The following is a 22,644-nucleotide window of genomic DNA, read 5'->3' on the forward strand; positions in this document are numbered from 1 at the left end:
GAAAGACGAACTATCCGTGTCAACGAGGGATCCTGCCACGGTATTCCGCCAGGGTGGCCCGATGCGTCGCGTGCCGTGGTGGGTCCCTGTCCTGGTCCTCCTCGCGACGGTCGCGCAGCTCGCCGTCGCGCAGTGGGTGCCCGGGATCGGGCGCTTCGAGGGCAAGGCGTTCGGGGCGCGTCTGGTCGCCTACCCGCTGCTGATGCTCCTCGCCCCTGCGACCTGGTGGGTGGCTCGCGGCCGGCACGGGTCCGAGCCGGCCCCGCACGCGGCGTTCACCCTCGTGATGCTGCCGTTCCTGGTCGACGTGTCCGGCAACAGCCTCGACCTCTACGACGCGGTCGTGTGGTGGGACGACCTCAACCACTTCGCCAACTGGCTGCTGCTGTGCGCGGGCCTCGGGCTCCTGCTGTGCCGCTCGGTGCAGCCGCGATGGGCGGTCGTCGCGCTCGTCACCGGCCTGGGCGCGGTGCTGGCGATCGGCTGGGAGCTCGGCGAGTGGTTCACGTTCATCCGGCACGGCACCGAGGCCGACACGGCCTACGAGGACACCCTCGGCGACGAGGCCCTCGGCACGCTCGGCGCGCTGGTGGCCGGCTTCCTCGTCGCCCGGGTGGTCAGTCGGGGAGCAGCCGACCCTCGTCGAGCCTGAGCACCCGGTCGGCGATCCGCTGCACGCGCGGGTCGTGGCTCGAGACGAGCACCGCGCTGCCCGCGTGCGCGGCCCGGGCCAGGGCAGCGGTGACCAGCTCGGCGCGGTCGTCGTCCTGGTGGCCGGTCGGCTCGTCGAGCACCAGCACGCGCGGCGACAGCACGAGCCCGCGGGCGACGGCGATCCGCTGCTGCTCGCCGAGCGAGGTCTCCCCCACCCGCCGGTCGGCGAAGCCGTCCAGGTCGAGCTCGGCCGCCAGGCGGTCGAAGGGCACCGCCGGCGCCGACGAGGTGTACGTCGGCAGCAGCACGTTGTCCTCGACGCCGAGCCCCTCGACCAGGCCGTGCTGCTGGGGCACGACCGCGACGAGCGACCAGTCGGCGGAGGCTCCCGGGGCCCGGCCGTCGACGTCGACGGTGCCGGCGTCCGGCTCCTCGAAGCCGGCCGCCAGGTGGCACACGGTCGTCTTGCCCGAGCCCGAGGGCCCGAGCAGGGCGACCAGCTCGCCGGGCGCGACCGACAGGCTGATGTCGTGCAGGACGGCCACCCGCCGGCTCCCCGCGCCGTACCCGTGGCTGACCCCGCGCAGCGACAGTCCGCTCATCCCGACTCCTCCGGTGCGCGCAGGCGGACGTGGTCGCCGTCGGCCTCGACGACGACGCGGCGCGAGGGGAAGCGGACCAGCAGCGCCGGCGGCAGCTGCAGGCGACCGGCGGAGTCGATGACGGCGACGGTCTCCTGGGACTGCGCCGTCTCGCTGGACAGCACGCCGTCGCGCAGCCGCAGCAGGCGGCCGGCGCGCTCGGTCACCCGCGGGTCGTGGCTGCTCAGCACGACCGCGCTCCCCTCCTCGGCGGCGACGGCGAGGGCGTCGAGCACGCGGTCGGCGTGGGCGTGGTCGAGCTCGGCGGTGGGCTCGTCGGCGACGACCAGCGCCGGGCGCGCGACCAGGGCCATCGCGACCGCGAGCCGCTGCTGCTCCCCGCCGGACATCGTGGCGGGGCGGTGGCCGGCGCGGGGCGCGAGCCCGACCGCGTCGAGCACGGCGTGGACGTCGGCGTGCCGGTCCCCGCGCCAGGCGGCCACCTGGCGGACGTGGTCGCCGGCGGTCAGGTGCGGGAAGAGGCCGGTCGAGGCCCGCTGCGGGACGTAGCCGATGCGCCGGTGGCGCAGCCGGCGCAGCAGGCCGGCGGACGCCCCCGCCACGTCGCTGCCGAGCACCCGCAGCTCGCCGGCGCTCGGGCGCTCCCGGGCCGACAGCAGGGTCAGCAGGCTGCTCTTGCCGCTGCCCGAGGGGCCCGCGACGACGGTCAGCGACCCGGGCAGCAGGACCAGGTCGACCCCGCGCAGGGCGTAGGTCTCCCCCGTCGCCGACCGGTAGACCCGGGTCAGGTCGGCGGTCTCGACGACCGGCTCGACCGCCTGCGCCGCACGCACCTCAGCCGTTGCCACGCAGCACCTCCGCGCTCGACCGGCCGCGCGCGCGGGCCAGGCCGACGCCGGCGGACGCGACGACCATCGCGACGGCGAGCGCCACGACGGCGAGCACCTCCGTCACGCCCAGCCGCGGCCGGCTCACCGGCAGCACCTGCGTCACCTGGTCGACCAGGCTGGGCCCCAGGACCATCGCGGCCGTCGTCACGGCCGTCGCGACCGAGGCGGTCACCACGGCGCGCACCACCTCCCAGGTCCGCGCGGCGGCGAGCTGCCGGGGATGCCAGCCCATCCGGGCCAGCAGCACGTCGGAGACCGCGTCGCGGTCGGCCAGCCTCAGGCCGAGCGCCAGTGCGGTGGCCAGCGCGAGCAGCAGCACGACCAGGCCGAGCACGACGACGTACTGCGCCGCCCACGCCGACGACAGCAGCCCCTCGCCGACCGACGCGCCCGCGGTCGTGACGACCCCGTCGGGCACCAGGCCGACGCCGCCCAGCTGCTCGCGGAGCTCCTCGGGCGGGGCCTGCGACCACACCTCGGCGGTGAACGGACCAGGCGCGTCGACCGAGAGCGGGTCGCGCGGGTCGAGGGTGCCCGGCAGCAGCGGGAAGACCTCGCGGCTGCTCGCCACCACCGCCGCGTCACCGGTCCCGGCCTCGGAGCCCGGGAACGCCGGCAGCACGCCCACGACGACGTAGGGGAGGTCCATCTCCTCGTTGACCTCCAGCGTCCCGCGGGCGCCGACCTCGAGGTCGGTGTCGCCCGCGAGCAGGACGGGTACACCGACGGAGTCCGGGTCCTCGAGCCGGTCCAGCAGGCCGCGGGCCCGCTCCAGCGTGCCGCTCGAGCCCCAGTCGGCGACCGCCCCGAAGGTGGCGGGGTCGATCGTGAGGAGCTGCTGCGCGCCGAAGACCGGTGGGAGGGTCACCCGCTGGCGCCAGACAACCGTGGAGCCCTCGACCGGCGGCGGGATCGCCCGGCGGCCGGTGCCGCGCAGGGCCTCCTCGAACGACGTGACCGTCGGGGCGCCGACGAGCGCGGCGACCTTGTCGTCGGCGCCCTCGACCAGTCCTCGTTGGACGGTGAGCGTGTAGGCGAACAGCCCCAGGGTGACCGCGAGCACCGCCGTCAGCGCCTGCTGGCCGCGGTCGGCGGCACCCGCGCCGCCGGCAGTCCTGCGGGCCGCGAGCCAGCGGGGGCCACCGCGGCGCGCACCCGGCACCCGGACCAATGGGGCGAGCCGGACGACCGCGGCGGCGGCCGAGGCCGCGACCAGCAGCGGCAGCAGCGTCGTCAGCGGGGAGTCGGCCCGGCGCGCAGGCTCGGTCGACAGCACGCCGACGAGCACGAGAGCGGTGATGACGAGGACGAGCAGGCCCCACGGGACGGAGCGGACCCGGGCGCCGAGCCGGCCCCGCCCGCCCAGCTCGGCCCGGAGCGCGGCGAGCACCGCGACCGCAGCCGGCAGGGCGAGCACGAGCGCGCCGCCGAGCAGGGCCAACACGCCGTCGCCGGTGGTGAGGTCGCGGACCCCCAGGTCGGCGGGTGGACCGGCGAGGTCGATGGCCGCCACCGCGGCACCGGTGCCGAGCGGCAGGGCCAGCAGCGCCACGGGCAGCAGCTCGAGCACCGTGAGCGCGCCGGTCGCCGCGGGGTGGACGCCCAGCCCCGCGGACAGCGCCTCCTCGCGGCGGCGGCTGCGTCCCACCAGGACCCAGGCGATGACCAGCAGCGCGGCGGCCAGCACCTGGCCGGCCGTGGCGTAGGGGCCGACCTGCTGCTCGGCGCTCGTCGCGGCGTCGCGGGCCTCGACGACGAGGTCGGGCAGCCCGGAGGCGAGCTCGAGGCGGGTCGCCACCGGCATCGCGCGCTGGGTGAACCGGGCCAGGTCGGTCGTGTCGTCGAACGCCTCGACCGCGAGCGCCTGCAGCGCGGCGACGGCCCGCTCCGCCAGGTCGGGGTCGAGACCGGGGTCGACGGCGAGGTCGACGGCGTACAACGGCTCCTCGTCGATGGCGCGCGCGAGCCGGGCGAAGGTGGCCCGCCCGGTGACCACGAGCGGGCTGGCCGAGCCCGGCCGGGCCGGGTCGAGCGGGAGCACCCAGTCCGCGCTGCCGGGCTGGTCCGCGACGGCGGCCGGCAGCACCGACCCCGGGGCGACGTCGTAGGTGCCGCTGAGCCGGGCGCCGACGTACCGCGTGGCCGCGGACTCCGCCGAGACACTCTGGAAGCCGACGCGGACCCGGTCGCCGGGCTCGACGCCCAGCCGGTCGGCGACCTCGGTCGGCAGCCAGACGCCGCTGTCGTCCGGGTCGCCGCCGAGCGCCTCGACGACGCCGTCGTGGGTGAAGAGCGCCGCGCCCGTCGAGGTGGCGCCGGACCGGACGACGGCGCGCAGCCGCCGCTCCTGCGCGGTGCCGGCGGCACCCACCACGGGCGGCCTGAACCCCGGTAGCGCGTCGAGCCGCTCCAGCACGAGCGCCTCCCCCGGGGTCGGCAGGACGCCGCCGGACCACGAGGCCCGCAGGTCCGCGGACGCACCGGGGGCGGGCTGGGCCGCCGCGGTCTCGACCCGCGTGTCGAGCGCGGCGGTCCGGGCGCTCGTCCGGAAGAGCGCCGGGGCGACGACCGAGGCGACGAGCAGCGAGGCCGCGAGCAGCACCAGGAGCAGCCAGCCTGGCGAGTGCAGCAGGCGCGCGGGCGCGGCCGTCCACAACGGGTGCCGCCGGCCGCGCGTGCGGGTCACCGACCTTCGTCCGTCCGGTGCAGGAGCAGCACGGCGCGGTCGTCGTCGCCGCGGGGCACCTGGTCGATGATCCGGCGGGCGGCGCCGTCGAAGCCGTCCGCGACCGCGTCGCGCGCGGTCCGCTGGAGCCAGGCGATGCCCACGTCGATGTCGGTGTCGCGCGACTCGACCACGCCGTCGGTGTAGAACATCAGCGCCTCGCCCGGGGCGAGCACCCCGGTGGACGACTCCAGCTCGGGCCGGGGCACGACCCCGAGCGCGGTGCCGCGGGCGCCGTCGACGCACCACGTCCGACCGGCCGCGTCGTACCGCAGCGCCGGCGGGTGCCCGGCGCTGGTGACCGTCCACCGGCCGTCGTGGAGGTCGACGAGCACGTGCACCGCGGTCGCGAAGGACTCGTCGGAGCGCTGTCGCAGCAGGAAGGCGTTGGCGGCGCCGAGCAGCGCCGTCGGCGGGAGCGCCCCGATCAACCCGCCGAGGGCACCGGCGAACTGCAGGGCCTGCGGCCCGACCGCGAGCCCCTTGCCGCAGACGTCGACGAGGACCATCTCGAGGTGGCGACCGTCGTCGGTGAGGTCCGCGACCAGGAAGTCCCCGGCGTAGCCGGCCCCGTGGGAGGCGATCATCGCGCTCTGCGCCGACCAGCCGCCGGGCAGCGGCGGCACCCGCCCCTGCGCCTGCAGCCGGCCCTTCAGCTCCACCAGCAGCGCCTCGCTCAGCGGACCCGGCAGGCCGCTGCGCTGCCGGCTCGACTGGAAGAGGATCAGCCCGGCGGACACGACGAGGGTCAGGGCGACCGAGACGCGCGCACCCGTCAACGGGCCGGAGTGGACCATCGCGGCCAGCGCGACGACCAGCACCAAGGCGGCCAGCACCAGCAGCGGCCGGAACCGCAGCGTCAGCATGCCGAGCAGCAGCCACAGGAAGTACGTCGTCGCCGGGAGCGTCTGGTAGTCGACCCAGGACACCCCGCCGCTGACCAGCACGCCCGCGCCCAGCACGGCGAGCACCCGCACCTGGCTGTCCCACGAGCCCGAGCGCCATTCGCTGACGAACGTCCCGGACCGGCCCACGGCGGGAAGACTAGTGGGACGCGACCGCCGCGGAGGGAGTTCTCCACCGGCGCGGCCGAGGGGTGCGGCTAGGGTCGCGAGACGTGAGCACCCCACACCCCAGCTACGACCAGCTCGTCACGCTCCCGGCCTTCGCCGAGCAGCCGGTACCCGTGGCCTTCGAGGACGCCAACGGCCACCTCAACGTGCGCCACTACACCGGCATCGCCAGCGAGGGGCTCGACGAGTCGCTCGTCGACCTCGGCATCCCGCAGAGCTGGCCGGCCCAGGGCCACGCCTGCTTCACCGCCGAGCACCACCTGCGCTACGTCGCCGAGCTGCGCACCGGCGACCGGATGTCGGCGCGCGTGCGGCTGCTCGGTCGCTCCGAGCGGGCCGCCCACGTGCTGGTGCACCTGCTCGACGACACCCACCAGCGGCTGAGCTACGTGATGGAGGAGGTCTTCCTCCACATCGACATGACCACGCGGCGTACCGCCCCCTGGCCCGAGGACGTCGCCGCCGCGCTCGACCGCCGGATCGCCGAGCACGCCGAGCTGCCCTGGGAGCCGGACGTCTCCGGCTGCCTCGGCCTGCGCTGAGCCCTCCCTCCTCCGTCCTCCCCCTTCCCGGGTCCTGCCCGGGGACGCACCTCGCCGACGCCGCGCCGGTGAGGTGCTTGTCGCGCGTCCGAAGTGGTCACTACGTTCAGGCAACCCCGGTGGGCCCTCGGACACCCGCCATCTGTGACGGCAGACAGGACGCGACATGACCGCACGGGAGCACGAGGACGCCGCCTACTTCGAGGAGCGGCAGCTGCGCAGCGGCGTGGCCGGCTGGGTCCTCCTGGCCGGGCTCGGCGTCGCCTACGTCATCTCCGGCGACTTCGCCGGCTGGAACTTCGGCCTCGCCGAGGGTGGCTGGGGCGGCCTGCTGGTCGCCACGATCATCATGGGCGTGATGTACCTGTGCATGGTGCTCGGGCTGGCGGAGATGTCCTCCACCATCTCGACCGCCGGCGGCGGGTACGGCTTTGCGCGCCGCGCCCTCGGGCCGTGGGGCGGCTTCCTCACGGGCACCGCGATCCTCATCGAGTACGCCATCGCCCCGGCCGCGATCGCGAACTTCATCGGCGCCTACGTCGACTCCCTCGTCGGCATCGACGGACCGCTCGTCTTCGCGGTCTTCTACCTCGTCTTCATCGGCCTCCACCTGTGGGGCGTCGGCGAGGCGCTCAAGCTGATGTTCGCCATCACCGCGATCGCCGTGGTCGCCCTGCTCGCGTTCGTCGTGGCCGCGGCGCTCAAGTTCGACGCCGGCAACCTCGTCGACATCGCCCCGACCGACGCCGCCGGCGCGAGCGACTTCCTGCCGTTCGGCCTGATCGGCATCTGGGCGGCCCTGCCCTACGCGATCTGGTTCTTCCTCGCCGTCGAGGGGGTGCCGCTCGCCGCCGAGGAGACCAAGGACCCGGCGCGGTCTATGCCGCGCGGGATCATCGCCGCGATGGTGACGCTGCTGTGCTTCGCGGCGCTGATCCTGCTCGTCGCCCCGGGCGCGGCCGGCGCCGACTCGTTGCGCGAGTCCGGCAACCCGCTGGTCGACGCGCTCGAGACGGCGTACGGCGGCTCCACGGCGGTCAGCACGTTCGTCAACGTCGTCGGGCTGCTCGGCCTCATCGCCAGCTTCTTCTCGATCATCTTCGCCTACTCCCGCCAGACCTTCGCGCTCTCGCGGGCCGGCTACCTGCCCAAGGTGCTCTCGCGCACCGGCAGCCGGAAGACGCCGTACCTCGCGCTCATCGTGCCCGGCATCATCGGCTTCGTCATGGCGATGCTCAACGAGGGCGACCTGCTCATCCTCGTGGCGGTCTTCGGCGCGACGATCTCCTACGTGCTCATGACCCTCTCCCACATCGTGCTGCGGATCCGTGAGCCGGAGCTCGAGCGGCCCTACCGCACCCCGGGCGGCATCGTCACGACGGGCATCGGCTTCGTGCTGGCCTGCGTGGCGGTCGTCGCCGGCTTCTTCGTCGACTCCACGGCGGTGCTCGTCACCGCGGGCGTCTTCGCCGTCGCCATTGCCTACTTCGCTCTCTACAGCCGACACCACATCGTCGCGGGAGCTCCCGAGGAGGAGTTCGCCGCGATCGAGGACGCCGAGAAGGGACTCTCGTGACAGACCTGACCGCAGGGACCGAGCAGCCGGTCAACGACCGGATGCTCACGCTCGACCGGCTGCGCCGGCTCGTCGCCGACGGCGAGGTCGACACGGTCGTGATGGCGTTCACCGACATGCAGGGTCGGCTCCAGGGCAAGCGGCTGCACGCGCAGTACTTCCTCGACGTGGCCCTCGAGGCCGGCACCGAGGGCTGCAACTACCTGCTCGCCGTGGACATCGACATGGACACCGTCGACGGCTACGCGATCTCCTCGTGGGAGCGCGGCTACGGTGACATGGAGTGGCTGCCGGACTGGCGCACGCTGCGGCTGCTCCCCCACCTCCCGGCGACCGCGATGGTCCAGTGCGACCTGGTCTGGCCCGACCACGCCCCGGTCGCCGAGTCGCCCCGCACGATCCTCAAGACCCAGCTCGACCGCGCCTCCGAGCGCGGCTGGACCGCGCAGGCGGGCACCGAGCTGGAGTTCATCGTCTTCGAGGACACCTACGAGGAGGCGTTCGCCCGCAACTACCAGCAGCTGCGGCCGGCCAACCAGTACAACGTCGACTACTCGATCCTCGGCACCACCCGCGTCGAGCCGCTGCTGCGCGACATCCGCAACACGATGTACGCCGCGGGGATGGACGTCGAGGGCGCCAAGGGCGAGTGCAACCTCGGGCAGCACGAGATCGGCTTCCTCTACAACGAGGCGCTGGTGACCGCCGACCACCACGTGGTCTACAAGACCGCCGCCAAGGAGATCGCCGCCCTGCACGGCAAGTCGCTGACCTTCATGGCCAAGTACGACCAGCGTGAGGGCAGTTCCTGCCACATCCACCTCTCGCTGCGCGGCACCGACGGCGAGCTGGTCTTCTGGGACGCCGAGCGCGACGGCCGCACCCCGATCTACGACCAGTTCATCGCCGGGCTGCTGGCGACGATGCGCGACTTCACGCTGCTCTACGCGCCCAACATCAACTCCTACAAGCGCTTCGCCGACGGCTCCTTCGCCCCGACCGCGATCGCGTGGGGCATGGACAACCGCACCTGCGCGGTCCGGCTCGTCGGCTCGGGTGCCTCGGCCCGCCTGGAGAACCGGGTGCCCGGCGGCGACGTCAACCCCTACCTCGCGATCGCCGCGATGATCGCCGGCGGCCTGCACGGCATCGAGAACGAGCTCGACCCCGTGCCGGCCACCGAGGGCAACGCCTACACCCAGGGGCTCGAGCTGGTGCCCCGCACGCTGCGCGAGGCCCGGGACGCGTTCGCCTCCTCCCAGGTGGCACGATCGGCCTTCGGTGACGCCGTGGTCGACCACTACACGAACATGGCCGACGTCGAGCTGAAGGCGTTCGACGCCGCCGTCACCGACTGGGAGCTGCGCCGGGGCTTCGAACGCATGTGACGCACCAGTGCGGCACGAGCCCCGGCCCGACGAGGGAGGCTGCATGACCGACCTGTTCACCGTGGTGAACCCGGCGACCGCCCGCCCGATCGCCGACGTGCCGCTGGCCTCGGTCGAGGAGGCGGACGCCGCGATCGCGCGCGCCCACGAGGCGTTCGCGACCTGGCGGGCCGTCGCGCCCGGAGAGCGGGCGACGCTGCTGCGGCGGTACGCCGCCGTGGTCGACGCCCACGTCGAGGAGCTCGCCGAGATCGAGGTCCGCAACGCCGGCCACACCTGGGGCAACGCCCGCTGGGAGGCCGGCAACGTCCGCGACTGCCTCCACTACTACGCCGGCGCGCCGGAGCGGATGTTCGGCCGGCAGATCCCGGTCGCCGGCGGCACCGACGTGACCTTCCACGAGCCGCTCGGCGTCGTGGGAATCATCGTCCCCTGGAACTTTCCGATGCCGATCGCGGCCTGGGGCATGGCGCCCGCGCTGGCCGCAGGCAACACGGTCGTCCTCAAGCCGGCCGAGCTGACGCCGCTGACCGCGCTGCGGCTGGCCGAGCTCGCGCTCGAGGCCGGCCTCCCCGAGGGCGTCCTCACGGTGCTGCCGGGCCGCGGCGACGTGGTCGGCGAGCGCTTCGTGACCCACCCGCTGGTGCGGAAGGTCTGCTTCACCGGCTCCACCGCGGTCGGCAAGCGGGTGATGGCCGGCTGCGCCGAGCAGGTCAAGCGGGTCACCCTCGAGCTCGGTGGCAAGAGCAGCAACATCGTCTTCGCCGACGGCGACCTGGCCGCGGCGGCCGCGGCGGCGCCGTACGCCGTCTTCGACAACGCCGGCCAGGACTGCTGCGCCCGCTCGCGGATCCTCGTCGAGCGGTCGGCGTACGACGAGTTCCTCTCCCTCCTCGAGCCGGCCGTGACCGGCCTGCGGGTGCTCGACCCGTCCGACGAGGCCTCCGAGATGGGGCCGCTGATCTCCGCGCGCCAGCGCGACACCGTCACCGGCTACCTCGACGAGGTCGACGTGACGATCAGCGGCTCGACGCCCGGCGGCGACGGCTTCTGGGTGGCCCCGTCCGTCGTGGCCGTGGACGACCCGGCGCAGCGGATCTGGCGCGAGGAGGTCTTCGGGCCGGTCGTCGCGGTGATGCCGTTCGACGACGAGGCCGACGCGGTCGCGCGCGCCAACGACACCGACTACGGCCTGTCCGGCTCGATCTACACCCGCGACCTCGGGCGGGGGCTGCGCGTCGCGCGGGCCGTCGACGCCGGCAACCTGTCGGTCAACTCGCACGCCTCGGTCCGCTACTGGACACCGTTCGGCGGCTACAAGCAGTCCGGCCTCGGCCGCGAGCTCGGCCCGGACGCCCCGCAGGCTTTCACCGAGGAGAAGAACGTCTTCATCGCCCACTAGGAGGGGGCTCCGCCCCTTCGACCCCCAACCGGCCGGTCGAGGAAGGCGCGCAGCGCCCGTCTCGAGACCCCCGCACGACGAGAGGCAGCACCACACCATGGCAGGACGCATCCAGGACCGGGTCGCGGTCGTCACCGGCGGTTGCTCGGGCATCGGCCTGGCGACCGTGCAGCGCTTCACCGAGGAGGGCGCCAAGGTCGTCATCGGTGACATCGACGACGAGCGCGGCCACCAGCTGGTCGGCCAGCTCGGCGGCACCGACGTGGCGACGTACGTCCACGTCGACGTCACCGACAAGGAGCAGGTCGACGCGCTGTTCAAGACCGCCAAGGACACCTACGGCTCGGTCGACATCGCGTTCAACAACGCCGGCATCAGCCCGCCGGAGGACGACTCGATCCTCGACACCGACCTCGACGCCTGGCGCAAGGTGCAGGAGGTCAACCTGACCAGCGTCTACCTGTGCTGCAAGGCGGCGCTGCCCTACATGCTCGAGCAGGGTAAGGGGTCGATCATCAACACCGCGTCGTTCGTCGCGGTGATGGGTGCGGCGACCTCGCAGATCTCCTACTCCGCCTCCAAGGGCGGCGTGCTGTCGATGACCCGCGAGCTCGGCGTGCAGTTCGCCCGGCAGGGGGTGCGGGTCAACGCGCTGTGCCCGGGGCCGGTCAACACCCCGCTGCTGCAGGAGCTGTTCGCCAGCGACCCCGAGCGGGCCGCGCGGCGGCTCGTGCACGTCCCGATGGGCCGCTTCGGCGAGCCCGAGGAGATGGCGTCGGCGGTGCTGTTCCTGGCCTCGGACGACTCGTCGTTCATGACCGCCAACACCTTCCTGGTCGACGGCGGCATCTCGGGCGCCTACGTCACCCCGCTGTGAGCGTGCCCCGGTGACGGCTCCGCTGATCGGGCTGACGACCTACCGCGAGCAGGCGCGCTGGGGCGTGTGGGACCAGCGCGCCGACGTGCTGCCGACGCAGTACGCCGCCGCCGTCGAGGCGACCGGTGGGGTGCCCGTGCTGCTGCCGCCCGTCGAGCAGGTCGGTGCCGCGGACGCGGTCGTCCGCCGGCTCGACGGGCTGGTGGTCAGCGGCGGGGCCGACGTCGACCCGGGCCGCTACGACGCCGAGGCGCACCCGCGCACGGCCGGTTGGCGCCCGGACCGTGACGCGTGGGAGCTCGCGCTGCTCGACGCGGCCGCGGCGGCCGGGCTGCCCGTGCTGGGCGTGTGCCGCGGCATGCAGCTGATGGCCGTCCACGCCGGCGGCGCGCTCGACCAGCACACCCCGGACGTGGTGGGCCACGAGCAGCACTCCCCCGGCGGCGACGCGTACGGCCGGGTGGCGGTCCGCACGGAGCCCGGCACGCTGGTGGCCGGGCTGGTCGGCGAGACGCTCGAGGTCAGCTGCCATCACCACCAGTCGGTCGCCACGCACCCGGGCTGGGTCGCGGCCGCCCGCGCCGACGACGGCACGCTGGAGGCGATGGAGGTCCCGGGCGACCGGTTCTGCGTCGCGGTGCAGTGGCACCCCGAGACCGCCGCCGACGTCGGTCTGCTGGCCGGTCTGGTCCGAGCCGCCGCCTCCTACGCGCCGAGTCGCCACTTCTGACTGGCCGAATCGCCACCTCTGGCCTGCCGAATCGCCACCTCTGGCTGGCCGAGTCGCCACTCCCGGCTGGCCGAGTCGCCACTCCCGGCTGGCCGAGTCGCCACTCCCGGCTGGCCGGGTCGCCACTTCCGACGCCGCGACTGACCATTCGGTACGCCGAAGTGGCGATTCGGCGGGCAGGAAGTGGCGATTCGGCGGGCGAGAAGTGGCAACTCGGCAGGAGGGCGGGTCGGGGGGAAGGCGGCTCAGAGCGGGTCGCCGTCGAAGCGCTCCCGCACGGCGAGCTCCTCGACGGGCAGCCGCTTCAGGCGGGTCAGCTGCTTGACGGGTCGGCCGAGCGGGACGACCGCGGCGACGGCGTACGTCTCCGGCACGCCGAGGAGCTCCTTGACCTGCGGCTCCATCGCGGTGGCCATGGTGGTGATCGTGCCGCCGTACCCATCGGCGCGGGCGGCGAGCAGCACGTTCCACACCAGCGGGTAGACCGAGGCGCCGCCGACGATGCCGACCCGGTCGAGGTCCTGGTCCATCGCGGCGACCACGGCGAGGTCGACGACGAAGACGAGCACCACCGGCGCCCGGAGCACCGGCTCGGTGAACGACGCCGGCACCGTCGTGGCCGCGATCTCCTCGGGCGACGGGCCCGGCGGCGAGACCGGGTTCCACGGGCTCTCGCCGGCCTTGGACTGCGCGACGTAGCGCCGCACCGCCGGCTCGTTGAGCGCGGCCAGCCGCTCGCGCGTCGCGCGGTCGCGGACGACGACGACCCGGGTGCCCTGCCGGTTGCCGCCGCTGGGGGCGAAGCGCGCGTCGTCGAGGATGCGCCGCAGCACCTCGTCGGGCAGCGGGTCGTCGGTGAACTCCCGCACCGCGGCCGTCGTGCGCATCACCTCGGAGAGCTCCATGGCGTCACCGTGCCACGCGGTCCGAAACGCCACGCGCGAGGATGGGCCCGTGCGCCACGACCCGGTCCAGCTCAGCGCCCACCGCTGCCTCACCCGCGCCGCCGTCGACCGGGCGCTGTCCCTGGACGTCGACTTCGTCGAGTTCGACGTCGAGCGGTGCGGCGACGGCTCGCTGGTGGTCTTCCACGACTCGGTCGTCGAGCTCGCCGGCGAGGACGTGCCGCTCGCGTCGCTGACGGTCGAGGAGCTGCGGGCGGTGGTGCCGGACCTGATGACCTACGACGAGGTGCTCGACGCGCTCGCCGGGCGCCGCAAGGCCCACCTGGACCTCAAGTTCGTCGGGTCCTGCGCCGAGGCCACCGCGCTGGCGGTCGAGCGGCTCGGCGGCGACAACCTGATCGTCACCACCCTCGACGACGCCTCGGTGCGGGAGGTCCGCGACTGGGCCGAGGCGCACGGGCTGCCCGACCTGCTCGTCGGCCTGTCGCTGGGCCGCAAGGTCACCGGCTTCCCTGTCTGGCGCCAGCTGCGCGTGCGGGCCTCCGAGGTGTGGCCGCACCTGCGCTACCGCCAGTCCCGCGCCAACCTCGTCGTCGCCCACCACTGGCTGGCCCGCGCCGGGCTGGCCGGCTTCGCCCGGCGGCGCCGGATGCCGCTGCTCGTGTGGACGATCGACACCCCCGGCTCGCTGCGCCACTGGCTGCGGCCCGGCCGGGCCTGGCTGGTGACCACCAACCGCCCGCAGGAGGCCCTGGCGATCCGCGGACGGCGTACGGGCAGAATCCGGGCATGAGCACGACCCCCGACGTCCTGGGCGAGCCCTACCTGGCCGAGGAGATCGTCCTCCCCGACGACGAGGAAGGCCCGGTCGTCGCGACGCTCGTGCAGCGGCGGGCCGCGGCCCCGACGCGGCGGGCGGTGCTCCACGTCCACGGGTTCGCCGACTACTTCTTCCAGACCGGGTACGCCGAGTGGTGGACCGAGCGCGGCTACGACTTCTACGCCCTGGACCTGCGCAAGTACGGCCGGTCCCTGCGGCCCCACCAGACCCCCAACTACGTCGCCGACCTGGCGGAGTACGCCGCCGAGCTCGACGCCGCCTGGGCGCTCGTCACCGGCCGCGACGGCCACGACCACGTCGTGCTGACCGGCCACTCCACCGGCGGGCTGACCATCGCGTTGTGGGCCGACTCCCGCAGGCCGGCCGGGCTCGCCGGCATGGTGCTCAACTCACCATGGTTCGACATGCAGGGCAGCGTCCTGCTGCGCACCCTCGGCACCGTCGTCGTCGACCAGGTCGGCCGCCGCGCCCCCATGCGCGCGCTGCCGCGGTCGGTCAGCGGCTTCTACGCCCGCAGCCTGCACCGCGACCACGAGGGCGAGTGGGACTTCGACCTGGCCTGGAAGCCGATCGAGTCCTTCGCGGTGCACGCCGGCTGGCTGCGCGCCGTGCGCCGCGGCCACGCCCGCCTGCACGCCGGCCTCGCCGTGCCCTGCCCGGTGCTCGTGCTCTCCTCCGGCGCCAGCACGCGGCCGAGCGCCATGGACGACGACGTCCACCGCCACGACATCGTGCTCGAGGTCCCGCAGATCCGCCGGTGGGCCACCGCGGTCGGGCCGCACGTCACCTACGTCGCGGTGCCCGACGCCCGGCACGACGTCGTGCTGTCCCTGCCCGCGCCGCGCGCCGCGGCGTACGACGCCATCGAGCGGTGGCACCGGGCCTGGGTCGACTGATCCGGACTCCCCTCCGGGTCGGCCCCGCGCCCCGCTAGTGTCCGGCGGCATGAACCCCGTGACCGGACTCTCCCTGGGCCGCATCGCCATCGGCGTCACCTCGCTCGCCAACCCGAGCATGGCCGCGCAGCAGATGATGCTGGACCCCCGGACCAACCCGCAGGTGCCCTACGTGACCCGCCTGTTCGGCACCCGCGAGATCGCCCTGGGCGCCGCCACGCTGCTCGCCTCGGGCAAGGCACGGCGCACGCTCGTGCTGCTCGGCATCCTCGTCGACGTCGCCGACGCGGCCACCGGCTACCTCGCCACCAAGGACGGCTCGGCGCCCGCCAAGGCCGGCCAGGCCATGACCGCGGTCGCCTCCGGCGCGGTCGTCGCCGGCCTCCTCGGCCTGCGCGAGGGGAAGTCCGCGACCGCCTGACGCACCCGGCCGGGCTGCGCGGTCCCTCCTCGCGGGCGCTCAGAGCGCGAACGAGACCAGCGCGGCCAGGCCGACCACCACGATCACCGCGCGGAGCACCGTCGGGGGCAGGCGACGACCCACGGTCGCGCCGATCTGGCCCCCGATGACGGCGCCGACGCCGATGAGCGCGACGATCCGCCAGTCGACGTCGGCGACGACGACGAAGAGCAGCCCGGCCACGCCGTTGACGGTCGCGGCGAGGATGTTCTTGACCGCGTTCAGCCGCTGGAGCGACTCCTCCACGCCGATGCCGAGCACGCCCATCAGCAGCACGCCCTGGGCGGCGCCGAAGTAGCCGCCGTACACACCGGTCAACGCGGTCGCCGGCCAGATCCACCACGGGTCGGGGCGCGTGCCTTCGACCGGGCGCTCCTCGCGCCGGCGGGCGACGGTGCGCGAGACCCGCGGCTGCACCACCACCAGGACGATGCCGAGGCCGATGAGCACCGGGACGATCGTCTCGAAGGCACCCTCGGGCAGCACGAGCAGCATCACCGCGCCCACCAGGCCGCCGAGCAGCGAGCCGGTGACCAGGCGCTGCACCCGGGCCCGCTGCCCGGCCAGCTCGCGCCGGTAGCCGATGGCGCCCGAGACCGACCCGGGCACCAGGCCGATGTTGTTCGAGACGTTCGCTGTCACCGGCGGCACGCCGAAGGCGAGCAACGTCGGGAACGTGATGAGCGTGCCCGACCCGACGACCGTGTTGATGGTGCCGGCCGCGACCCCCGCGAGGAGGATCGCCGCGGACTCCAGCAGCACCTACGAGACCGGAGGTGCTGCGGGGTCCGCCGGCGGCTCCGGGGGTACGTCGACGGGGTCGATCGACGGGTCGGTGCCGGCTTCGAGCCCCGTGCCGGCGTTGCTCGCGCTCGCGCTCGCGCTGCTGCTGGACCGCGGCTCGGCGGCGGACGCGGCCTCCCGGATCGCGGCCTGCACGGCCTCGTTGGCCTCGCTCAGCTCGCCGTCGTCGCGGTTGGCCCCGCGCGGCAGCTGCGGCTCGGCCGGGCCCATGTCGACGCGGGTGCGGGGGCCGTCGACCTCCTGCGGGATGCCCTGGAGCTGGCTCATCGTCGACCCGAGGCCCTTGAGCGCCTCGTTGAACTCGCTCGGGATGATCCAGACCTTGTTGGCGTCGCCCTCGGCGATCTTCGGCATCATCTGGAGGTACTGGTAGGCCAGCAGCGACTGGTCCGGCTGGCCGTCGTGGATGGCCTGGAAGACCGTCTGGATCGCCTGGCCCTCACCCTGGGCCCGCAGGATCGCGGCCTCGCGGTCGGCCTGCGCCCGCAGGATCTGCGACTCGCGCTGGCCCTCGGCCTGGAGGATCGCGGACTGCTTCTGGCCCTCGGCGGTGAGGATGGCCGACTGGCGCTGGCCCTCCGCGGTGAGGATCGCGGCGCGCTTGTCGCGGTCGGCGCGCATCTGCTTCTCCATCGTGTCCTTGATGGACGGCGGCGGGTCGATGCTCTTGATCTCGACCCGGCCGACGCGGATGCCCCACTTGCCGGTGGCCTCGTCGAGCACGCCGCGCAGGCCGGAGTTGATCGTCTCGCGGCTGGTCAGGGTCTGCTCGAGGTCCATGCCACCGACGATGTTGCGCAGCGTGGTCATCGTGATCTGCTCGACGGCCTGGATGTAGTTGGCGATCTCGTAGGTCGCCGCGACCGGGTCGATGACCTGGAAGTAGATGACGGTGTCGATCTCGACGGTCAGGTTGTCCTCGGTGATGACCGAGGACGGCGGGAAGCTGACGACCTGCTCGCGCAGGTCGATCAGGTAGCGGACCTTGTCGATGAACGGCACGACGATGTTCAGGCCGGCGGGCAGCGTCTGCTTGTACTTGCCGAACCGCTCGACGATGCCGGCGCGCGCCTGCGGCACGATCCGCACCGTCTTGGCCAGCAGCGTGATCACGAAGACCAGCAGCACGGCCAGCAGGACGAGGACGACGGTCATGGGGAGCTCCTCAGCTCTCGAGGCGAGGGACGGGGTGGACGTAGGCGGTCGCGCCGCGGATCTGGAGGATCTCGACGGCCTCGCCGGGCGCGATGGTGACCAGGTCGTCGTACGGCCGGGCGGTCCAGTCCTCGCCCGAGACCCGGATGCGGCCGGGCTCCAGCGCGCTGACCTCGTGCAGGACGACGCCCTGCTGACCCACGAGCTTGTGGTGGCTCATCTCGAGGTCGGGGCCGCTGTGCAGCCGCTTGACCACCGAGGGGCGCACCAGCGCGAGCATCGCGACCGACGCGGCGGCCGCGACGAGGATCTGCACGACCAGCGGGGCGGAGAGCAGGCCGGCGACCATCCCCGCGAACGCGCCGACGGCCAGCATCAGCAGGATCAGGTCGAGGCTGAAGAGCTCGGCGACCCCCAGCGTGAACCCGAGCCCGAGCCACACCGCCCAGGCGTTGTCTCCGAGCCAGTCCATGTCACCGACCCTATCGGTAGGGGTCTTAGCGGGCCCGGGTACGCCGCCGGGCGGCCCAGCGTCCGTCCTCGTGGCGGAGCACCAGCGGCATGCCGAAGGTGGCGGCGAGGTTCTCCTCGGTCAGCACGTGGTCGAGCAGGCCCGCGGCCACGACGGCGCCCTCGCGCAGCAGCATCGCGTGGCTGAAGCCCGGCGGGATCTCCTCCACGTGGTGGGAGACCAGCACCGTGGCCGGGGAGTCGGGGTCCATCGCGAGCACGCTCAGCGTCGAGACGAGGTCCTCGCGGCCCCCGAGGTCGAGCCCGGCCGCCGGCTCGTCGAGGAGCAGCAGCTCGGGGTCGGTCATCAGGGCGCGGGCGATCTGCACGCGCTTGCGCTCGCCTTCGCTGAGCGTCCCGAAGGTGCGGTCGACCAGGTGGTCGGCCCGGACCTCCGCGAGCAGGTCGCGCGCCCGGTCGTGGTCCAGCTCGTCGTAGTCCTCGCGCCAGCGCCCGACCACGCCGTACGACGCGGAGACGACGACGTCGTGGACCTTCTCGTGCCGCGGCACCCGCTCGGCGAGGGCCGCGCTGGTCAGGCCGATGCGCGGGCGCAGCTCGAAGACGTCGACCGTCCCGAGGACCTCCTCGAGGATCCCGGCCACGCCCGTGGTCGGGTGCAGCTGGGCCGCCGCGACCTGGAGCAGCGTGGTCTTGCCGGCGCCGTTGGGCCCGAGGACCACCCAGCGCTCGTCCTCCTCGACGGTCCACGACACCCGGTCGAGCAGGGTGGCCTGACCCCGGCGGACGGTCACGTCGGCGAACTCGAGGACTGCGGCCATGGCGTCACCCTAGCGACTGCGCCGACGGCGGCGAGGGGCCCCGTCGTACAGTCTCGGGCCGTGCCCGACGACCACCCCGACACGCTCCCGGCCGCCGCCCGGCTCGCCTGGTGGGGCACCGCCTGGCTGCGCGGCGCGGTCGTCACCGACCTGCTCGTCGACGCCGTCATCGGCGGCGACGCCACCCACACCGTGGCCGACCCGTTCCAGGGCACCGACACCCTCGTCGGCGGCCTGGCCCGGCTGCGGGCCGAGGGGGCGACCGGTTTCGGAGCGGCGTTCCCGGCCGAGGGCGACCCCGTCGGCCTCGGCGGGCCGGCCCCCTTCAACGCCGCCGCCCTCGAGGTCGGCTCGGCCGTCGTCGTGCTCGGCGCCGACCTCGGCCTGGTGCCCGAGCGCACCGGGGCCGCCGTCGCGTGGGTGCTCCACCCCGCCGCGCGCCGGCAGCTGCCCGACGTGGGCGAGGCCGACCGCGGGCTGCGCGCCGCGCTGCTGGAGTCCGCGACCCTGCTCGCCGAGCTCGACGTCGCCCGCTGGAACCCCGAGGTCGCGGACCGGCTGCTGAACCTGCGCCACCGCCCCGCGCTCGAGGCGCCGCCCGGCGTGCCGGCCCGCTGCGTCGACCTCGCCGCCCGCGGGTTCCAGGCCCTCGGGATCGCCGGCCTCGCGCTCGCCGACGACGGCGGCGCCGTGACGGCGTACGAGATGTCCGCCCGGCGCGACGCCCTGGTGCCGCTCGCCCGCGCCGGTCGGCGCGCGCTCGTGGCGGCCTGCTCGCCCGAGGTCTGGCCGCCCGCCTGAGCCGGGGCCGGCGGGCGATAGCCTCAGCCGCGATGGAGACCCCGGAGACCCTGCTCATCACGCTCACCGGCAAGGACCGCCCGGGCGTCACCTCGGCGATCTTCTCGACGCTCGCCGAGATCGGCGTCGAGGTCGTCGACGTGGAGCAGATCGTGCTCCGCCGCCGGCTCATCCTCGGCGTGCTCGTCACCGTCCCGCGGGACTGGGAGCGGCTGCGCGACGCCGTGACCACCACCGCCACCGACCTCGGCATGAGCGTCGAGGTCGAGCGCGGCAGCGGCGACAACCGCTCACGCGCTGGCGGCCGGGCGCACGTCACCGTCCTCGGCTCGCCGCTGCGCGCCACCGACATGGCCGTCGTCGCCGGCCGGATCGCCGAGTGCGGCGCGAACATCGACCGCATCGAGCGGATGGCGCGCTACCCGGTCACCGCCATCGAGCTGCACGTCTCCGGCGCCTCCCCCGCCGCCCTGCGCACCGTGCTCGCCACCGAGGCGGCCGAGCGCGGCATCGACATCGCCGTGCAGCCCGCCGGCCTGCTGCGCCGCGGCATGCGGCTGATCGTCATGGACGTCGACTCCACCCTCGTGCAGGGCGAGGTCATCGAGATGCTGGCCGCCCACGCCGGCTGCGAGGCCGAGGTCGCCGCCGTCACCGAGCGGGCGATGCGCGGCGAGGTCGACTTCGAGGAGTCGCTGCGCGCACGAGTCGCCCTGCTCGAGGGGGTGCCGGCCACCGCCCTCGACTCGGTCTACGAGAACCTCCAGCTCGCCCCCGGCGCCCGCACGATGGTCCGCACCCTCAAGCGGCTCGGCTACCGGTTCGCGATCGTGTCCGGCGGGTTCTCCCAGGTCACCGACCGCCTCGCCGCCGACCTCGGCATCCACTACGCCCGCGCCAACGAGCTCGAGGTCGTCGACGGCCACCTCACCGGCCGCGTCGTCGGCGAGGTCGTCGACCGCGCCGGCAAGGCCCGCGCCCTGCGCGAGTTCGCCGCCGACATCGGCGTCCCCATCGACGCCGTCATCGCCATCGGAGACGGCGCCAACGACCTCGACATGCTCAACGCCGCCGGCCTCGGCATCGCCTACAACGCCAAGCCGCTCGTCCGCGACGCCGCCGACACCTCCGTCAACGTCCCCTACCTCGACGCCATCCTCTACCTGCTCGGCATCTCCCGCGAGGAGATCGAAGCCGCCGACGCCGCCGCCGGCATCGTCACTCCTGCCCCTCCGATTTAGGGAGTTCGGGGGGTGCGCGCATCCCAAGTTAACTTGGGATGCTCACGCTTCGCGGCCATCGCATTGGCCGCAGAGCGGTAGAGATGACCGCGAAGTGAGCCTTCTCCTGCAGCCAACTCGGCGATCACGCCGCCGGGAACAGCACGCGGTGGATGATCGCGGCAAGGCGGCGCGGATCAGCCAGGTCCGCCCAAGTGATGCGGATGCAGCGCCAGCCCGTCACCCGACGCACCAGGTCCTCGCGGTTCTTCTCGCGTACGACGGCGTCAGCGACGCTCTCCCCCGGCCGGCGGTGCTTCTCGTACTTCTCCCGCCCGTCGAACTCCAGCCACACCCCGAGCTCCGGCCAGGCGAAGTCGAGCCGCGCGATGACGCGGCCTGCGGAGTCCTTGACCTCGTACTGGCTCACCGGCCGCGGCAGCCGTTGCTGGTAGAGCGCCCAGAACGTCCGGCTCTCCCCCACCGACTCGATGCGCGGGTCCACCAGGCGGAGGAGGACCTCGGCGGCACTCATGCCCGGCCAGGTCTGCATCTCGACGTACTGCTCCCTGAGCTCCGCCTCGCTCGCCAGGCCCCGGTGGGTCAGGTCGTTCATCACCACCAGGCTCGCCTCGGAACACCCGAGCATTACCGTGTCGAGGGCGGCTCGCGCCGGGGTGACAGCGGGTACGCCGTTGACTCGCACCAGGTCGGCGGGCCGCAGCGTCCCCACGTGCTGCTGCACCCCACGGGCCCGCCTGCCACGGATGCCGTCGGTCCGGGTCACGTGGACGTCAACGAGGTCGAAGCCCCACGTCGGCGCGTCGTACTCCGGGAGGGCGGAGACGTGCGAGAGAACCACAGGTGCCTTGGCCTGTCCGAGGACTGCCCGGCAGCGCAGGCCGTAGCGACCGACCTCGTCCAACCGTTCCCAGACCTCGGCGGCGACGTACGCCCCGCCGCGCAGCGGCCTGATCACGCCGCCGCGCTTCATCCGGGCGATCGCGTTGTCGTTGTAGCCGGCGGCCAACAGCTGCTGGCGGAGGAGGACCGGGCCGTTGCGCGGGTCCTCCGGCGGACGGAGCTCGATGGGCTTCTGCATGCATCGAGGCCTGCCCGGCCTCGACCACACCTGTCACGGTCGGCCTCAGCCTGTGGACGAGCCGGTCACTGTGCGGCCTCTGTGCACGCTTCACGGCCCATGCATCGGCCGCGAAGCGTGAGCATCCCAAGTGAACTTGGGATGCCCGGCACTTCCCTGCCTCCCTAGCGCCCGCCGCCGACGAAGAAGGCGACGACGGAGGCAGAGGCGTCGGAGAGGTGCTCCCAGTCGCCGTCGTAGGAGAGGACGGTGGTGGCGGAGGGCGGGTAGCCGAGGGCGAGGCGGTTGCCGGCGTCGAGGTCGCCCTCGCCGTCGTCGAGCAGCTGGGCGAGGGAGGCCATGGTCGGGTTGTGGCCGACGACGACGAGCGTGCGGACGTCGTCGGGGACGGTGCGCAGCAGGTCGAGGGCGGTCTCGGGGCCGGCGGCGTACAGGCTCTCGTCGACGTCGGGCTCGAGGTCCCAGCCGGCGGCGTCGGCGATGTCGTCGAAGGTCTGGACGGTGCGGACGGCGGCCGAGACGACGGCGTGGTCGGGCGCGACACCGAGCGAGGACAGCCAGGCGCCGACGGCGGCGGCGTCGGCGTGCCCGCGCTCGGAGAGGCGGCGCTCGGCGTCGGTCGGGCCGTCGGCCTCGGCGGCGGCGTGCCGGATGACGACCAGCGTGCGGGTGCCCTCGTCTGCGCTCACGGTGCCGAAGTGTGTCAGGT

General features: G+C 74.0%; 23 protein-coding genes. 12 read left to right on the forward strand and 11 right to left on the reverse strand.

From position 1 onward, the window contains the following. Positions 1 to 61 precede the first annotated feature (61 nt). Positions 62 to 652, forward strand: coding sequence for a DUF2238 domain-containing protein (locus tag QWY29_RS12085; protein ID WP_300961165.1), 591 nt, complete (start codon positions 62 to 64; stop codon positions 650 to 652). Here QWY29_RS12085 and QWY29_RS12090 read toward each other — a convergent pair. The 4 genes from QWY29_RS12090 to QWY29_RS12105 are packed head-to-tail and all read right to left on the reverse strand — an operon-like array spanning position 618 to position 5,905. Beyond that, entirely contained in the window at positions 618 to 1,256 is a 639-nt protein-coding gene (locus QWY29_RS12090) for an ABC transporter ATP-binding protein (protein WP_300961167.1), read from the reverse strand. The two genes, QWY29_RS12085 and QWY29_RS12090, sit on opposite strands and share 35 nt — an antisense overlap. Beyond that, the gene (locus QWY29_RS12095) at positions 1,253 to 2,104 is read right to left on the reverse strand and encodes an ABC transporter ATP-binding protein (protein WP_300961169.1); all 852 of its coding nucleotides are present in this window, start codon (positions 2,102 to 2,104) and stop codon (positions 1,253 to 1,255) included. The genes QWY29_RS12090 and QWY29_RS12095 overlap by 4 nt, the downstream gene beginning before the upstream one ends. Next, positions 2,091 to 4,832, reverse strand: coding sequence for a hypothetical protein (locus tag QWY29_RS12100; RefSeq protein WP_300961172.1), 2,742 nt, complete (start codon positions 4,830 to 4,832; stop codon positions 2,091 to 2,093). Before QWY29_RS12100 ends, QWY29_RS12095 begins: the two co-directional genes overlap by 14 nt. After that, positions 4,829 to 5,905 carry a PP2C family protein-serine/threonine phosphatase gene (locus tag QWY29_RS12105; protein ID WP_300961174.1) on the reverse strand — a complete coding sequence of 359 codons (1,077 nt, stop codon included), beginning with the start codon at positions 5,903 to 5,905 and terminating at the stop codon, positions 4,829 to 4,831. Before QWY29_RS12105 ends, QWY29_RS12100 begins: the two co-directional genes overlap by 4 nt. A gap of 83 nt (positions 5,906 to 5,988) precedes the next feature. Here QWY29_RS12105 and QWY29_RS12110 point away from each other — a divergent pair, with 83 nt between their 5' ends. The 6 genes from QWY29_RS12110 (at position 5,989) to QWY29_RS12135 (ending at position 12,459) form a co-directional block, all read left to right on the forward strand. Continuing rightward, the gene (locus QWY29_RS12110) at positions 5,989 to 6,486 is read left to right on the forward strand and encodes a thioesterase family protein (RefSeq protein WP_300961176.1); all 498 of its coding nucleotides are present in this window, start codon (positions 5,989 to 5,991) and stop codon (positions 6,484 to 6,486) included. A gap of 166 nt (positions 6,487 to 6,652) precedes the next feature. Further along, positions 6,653 to 8,062, forward strand: a complete 1,410-nt coding sequence (gene eat, locus QWY29_RS12115; RefSeq protein ID WP_300961178.1) for an ethanolamine permease — start codon at positions 6,653 to 6,655, stop codon at positions 8,060 to 8,062. Then, positions 8,059 to 9,450 (forward strand): glutamine synthetase family protein, encoded by a 1,392-nt coding sequence (locus QWY29_RS12120; protein WP_300961180.1) that lies wholly within the window; start codon positions 8,059 to 8,061, stop codon positions 9,448 to 9,450. Before eat ends, QWY29_RS12120 begins: the two co-directional genes overlap by 4 nt. Positions 9,451 to 9,493: 43 nt before the next feature. Beyond that, on the forward strand, positions 9,494 to 10,852 hold the full coding sequence (locus QWY29_RS12125; RefSeq protein ID WP_300961182.1) for an aldehyde dehydrogenase family protein: 1,359 nt from the start codon (positions 9,494 to 9,496) through the stop codon (positions 10,850 to 10,852). A gap of 97 nt (positions 10,853 to 10,949) precedes the next feature. After that, a complete protein-coding gene (locus QWY29_RS12130; RefSeq protein WP_300961184.1) occupies positions 10,950 to 11,729 on the forward strand; it encodes a 3-oxoacyl-ACP reductase in 780 nt (259 codons plus the stop codon). A 10-nt stretch (positions 11,730 to 11,739) separates the two neighbouring features. Next, on the forward strand, positions 11,740 to 12,459 hold the full coding sequence (locus QWY29_RS12135) for a gamma-glutamyl-gamma-aminobutyrate hydrolase family protein (protein WP_300961186.1): 720 nt from the start codon (positions 11,740 to 11,742) through the stop codon (positions 12,457 to 12,459). A gap of 245 nt (positions 12,460 to 12,704) precedes the next feature. Here the strand turns inward: QWY29_RS12135 and QWY29_RS12140 are convergent, their stop codons facing one another. Then, positions 12,705 to 13,364 (reverse strand): nitroreductase family protein, encoded by a 660-nt coding sequence (locus QWY29_RS12140; RefSeq protein WP_300961189.1) that lies wholly within the window; start codon positions 13,362 to 13,364, stop codon positions 12,705 to 12,707. A gap of 49 nt (positions 13,365 to 13,413) precedes the next feature. Between QWY29_RS12140 and QWY29_RS12145 the strand changes: the two genes are divergently transcribed. From QWY29_RS12145 to QWY29_RS12155, 3 genes are read left to right on the forward strand one after another with little or no spacing between them, the layout of a single operon-like run. Further along, entirely contained in the window at positions 13,414 to 14,157 is a 744-nt protein-coding gene (locus QWY29_RS12145; RefSeq protein WP_300961190.1) for a glycerophosphodiester phosphodiesterase, read from the forward strand. Continuing rightward, positions 14,154 to 15,101 (forward strand): alpha/beta hydrolase, encoded by a 948-nt coding sequence (locus QWY29_RS12150; RefSeq protein ID WP_300961192.1) that lies wholly within the window; start codon positions 14,154 to 14,156, stop codon positions 15,099 to 15,101. The genes QWY29_RS12145 and QWY29_RS12150 overlap by 4 nt, the downstream gene beginning before the upstream one ends. Positions 15,102 to 15,150: 49 nt before the next feature. Next, positions 15,151 to 15,522, forward strand: coding sequence for a DUF4267 domain-containing protein (locus QWY29_RS12155; protein WP_300961194.1), 372 nt, complete (start codon positions 15,151 to 15,153; stop codon positions 15,520 to 15,522). A 39-nt stretch (positions 15,523 to 15,561) separates the two neighbouring features. Here QWY29_RS12155 and QWY29_RS12160 read toward each other — a convergent pair whose 3' ends face one another. Genes QWY29_RS12160 through QWY29_RS12175 form a run of 4 tightly spaced genes read right to left on the reverse strand, consistent with a single transcriptional unit; the run spans position 15,562 to position 18,812 of the window. Continuing rightward, positions 15,562 to 16,323, reverse strand: a complete 762-nt coding sequence (locus tag QWY29_RS12160) for a sulfite exporter TauE/SafE family protein (RefSeq protein ID WP_300961196.1) — start codon at positions 16,321 to 16,323, stop codon at positions 15,562 to 15,564. Then, positions 16,324 to 17,520, reverse strand: a complete 1,197-nt coding sequence (locus QWY29_RS12165) for an SPFH domain-containing protein (protein WP_300961198.1) — start codon at positions 17,518 to 17,520, stop codon at positions 16,324 to 16,326. A gap of 10 nt (positions 17,521 to 17,530) precedes the next feature. Beyond that, on the reverse strand, positions 17,531 to 17,992 hold the full coding sequence (locus tag QWY29_RS12170) for an NfeD family protein (RefSeq protein WP_300961200.1): 462 nt from the start codon (positions 17,990 to 17,992) through the stop codon (positions 17,531 to 17,533). A gap of 25 nt (positions 17,993 to 18,017) precedes the next feature. Further along, entirely contained in the window at positions 18,018 to 18,812 is a 795-nt protein-coding gene (locus QWY29_RS12175; protein ID WP_300961202.1) for an ABC transporter ATP-binding protein, read from the reverse strand. 60 nt (positions 18,813 to 18,872) lie between these two features. On the opposite strand from QWY29_RS12175, the gene QWY29_RS12180 reads away from it, so the two are divergent. After that, positions 18,873 to 19,613: an Rv1486c family protein gene (locus QWY29_RS12180; RefSeq protein WP_300961204.1), complete on the forward strand. Its 741-nt coding sequence runs from the start codon at positions 18,873 to 18,875 to the stop codon at positions 19,611 to 19,613. 32 nt (positions 19,614 to 19,645) lie between these two features. Then, entirely contained in the window at positions 19,646 to 20,854 is a 1,209-nt protein-coding gene (gene serB, locus QWY29_RS12185; protein ID WP_300961206.1) for a phosphoserine phosphatase SerB, read from the forward strand. 124 nt (positions 20,855 to 20,978) lie between these two features. Here the strand turns inward: serB and QWY29_RS12190 are convergent, their stop codons facing one another. Together QWY29_RS12190 and QWY29_RS12195 are read right to left on the reverse strand one after the other, a co-directional pair. Continuing rightward, positions 20,979 to 21,935 carry a hypothetical protein gene (locus QWY29_RS12190; RefSeq protein WP_300961208.1) on the reverse strand — a complete coding sequence of 319 codons (957 nt, stop codon included), beginning with the start codon at positions 21,933 to 21,935 and terminating at the stop codon, positions 20,979 to 20,981. Positions 21,936 to 22,099: 164 nt separating this feature from the next. Beyond that, positions 22,100 to 22,624, reverse strand: a complete 525-nt coding sequence (locus QWY29_RS12195) for a SixA phosphatase family protein (RefSeq protein ID WP_300961210.1) — start codon at positions 22,622 to 22,624, stop codon at positions 22,100 to 22,102. Positions 22,625 to 22,644 lie beyond the last annotated feature (20 nt).

Origin of the sequence: Nocardioides abyssi (assembly GCF_030412915.1) — a bacterium.
In the GTDB taxonomy this organism is placed as follows: Bacteria; Actinomycetota; Actinomycetes; order Propionibacteriales; family Nocardioidaceae; genus Nocardioides; species Nocardioides abyssi.

Excerpts from the sequence above, each read along its gene's own strand:
- QWY29_RS12085 (WP_300961165.1), top strand. The coding sequence starts at position 62 with ATGCGTCGCGTGCCGTGGTGGGTCCCTGTCCTGGTCCTCCTCGCGACG.
- QWY29_RS12175 (WP_300961202.1), bottom strand. The coding sequence starts at position 18,812 with ATGGCCGCAGTCCTCGAGTTCGCCGACGTGACCGTCCGCCGGGGTCAG.
- QWY29_RS12190 (WP_300961208.1), bottom strand. The coding sequence starts at position 21,935 with ATGCAGAAGCCCATCGAGCTCCGTCCGCCGGAGGACCCGCGCAACGGC.
- eat (WP_300961178.1), top strand. The coding sequence starts at position 6,653 with ATGACCGCACGGGAGCACGAGGACGCCGCCTACTTCGAGGAGCGGCAG.
- QWY29_RS12170 (WP_300961200.1), bottom strand. The coding sequence starts at position 17,992 with ATGGACTGGCTCGGAGACAACGCCTGGGCGGTGTGGCTCGGGCTCGGG.
- QWY29_RS12165 (WP_300961198.1), bottom strand. The coding sequence starts at position 17,520 with ATGACCGTCGTCCTCGTCCTGCTGGCCGTGCTGCTGGTCTTCGTGATC.
- QWY29_RS12155 (WP_300961194.1), top strand. The coding sequence starts at position 15,151 with ATGAACCCCGTGACCGGACTCTCCCTGGGCCGCATCGCCATCGGCGTC.
- QWY29_RS12090 (WP_300961167.1), bottom strand. The coding sequence starts at position 1,256 with ATGAGCGGACTGTCGCTGCGCGGGGTCAGCCACGGGTACGGCGCGGGG.
- QWY29_RS12140 (WP_300961189.1), bottom strand. The coding sequence starts at position 13,364 with ATGGAGCTCTCCGAGGTGATGCGCACGACGGCCGCGGTGCGGGAGTTC.
- QWY29_RS12150 (WP_300961192.1), top strand. The coding sequence starts at position 14,154 with ATGAGCACGACCCCCGACGTCCTGGGCGAGCCCTACCTGGCCGAGGAG.
- QWY29_RS12125 (WP_300961182.1), top strand. The coding sequence starts at position 9,494 with ATGACCGACCTGTTCACCGTGGTGAACCCGGCGACCGCCCGCCCGATC.
- QWY29_RS12130 (WP_300961184.1), top strand. The coding sequence starts at position 10,950 with ATGGCAGGACGCATCCAGGACCGGGTCGCGGTCGTCACCGGCGGTTGC.
- serB (WP_300961206.1), top strand. The coding sequence starts at position 19,646 with ATGGAGACCCCGGAGACCCTGCTCATCACGCTCACCGGCAAGGACCGC.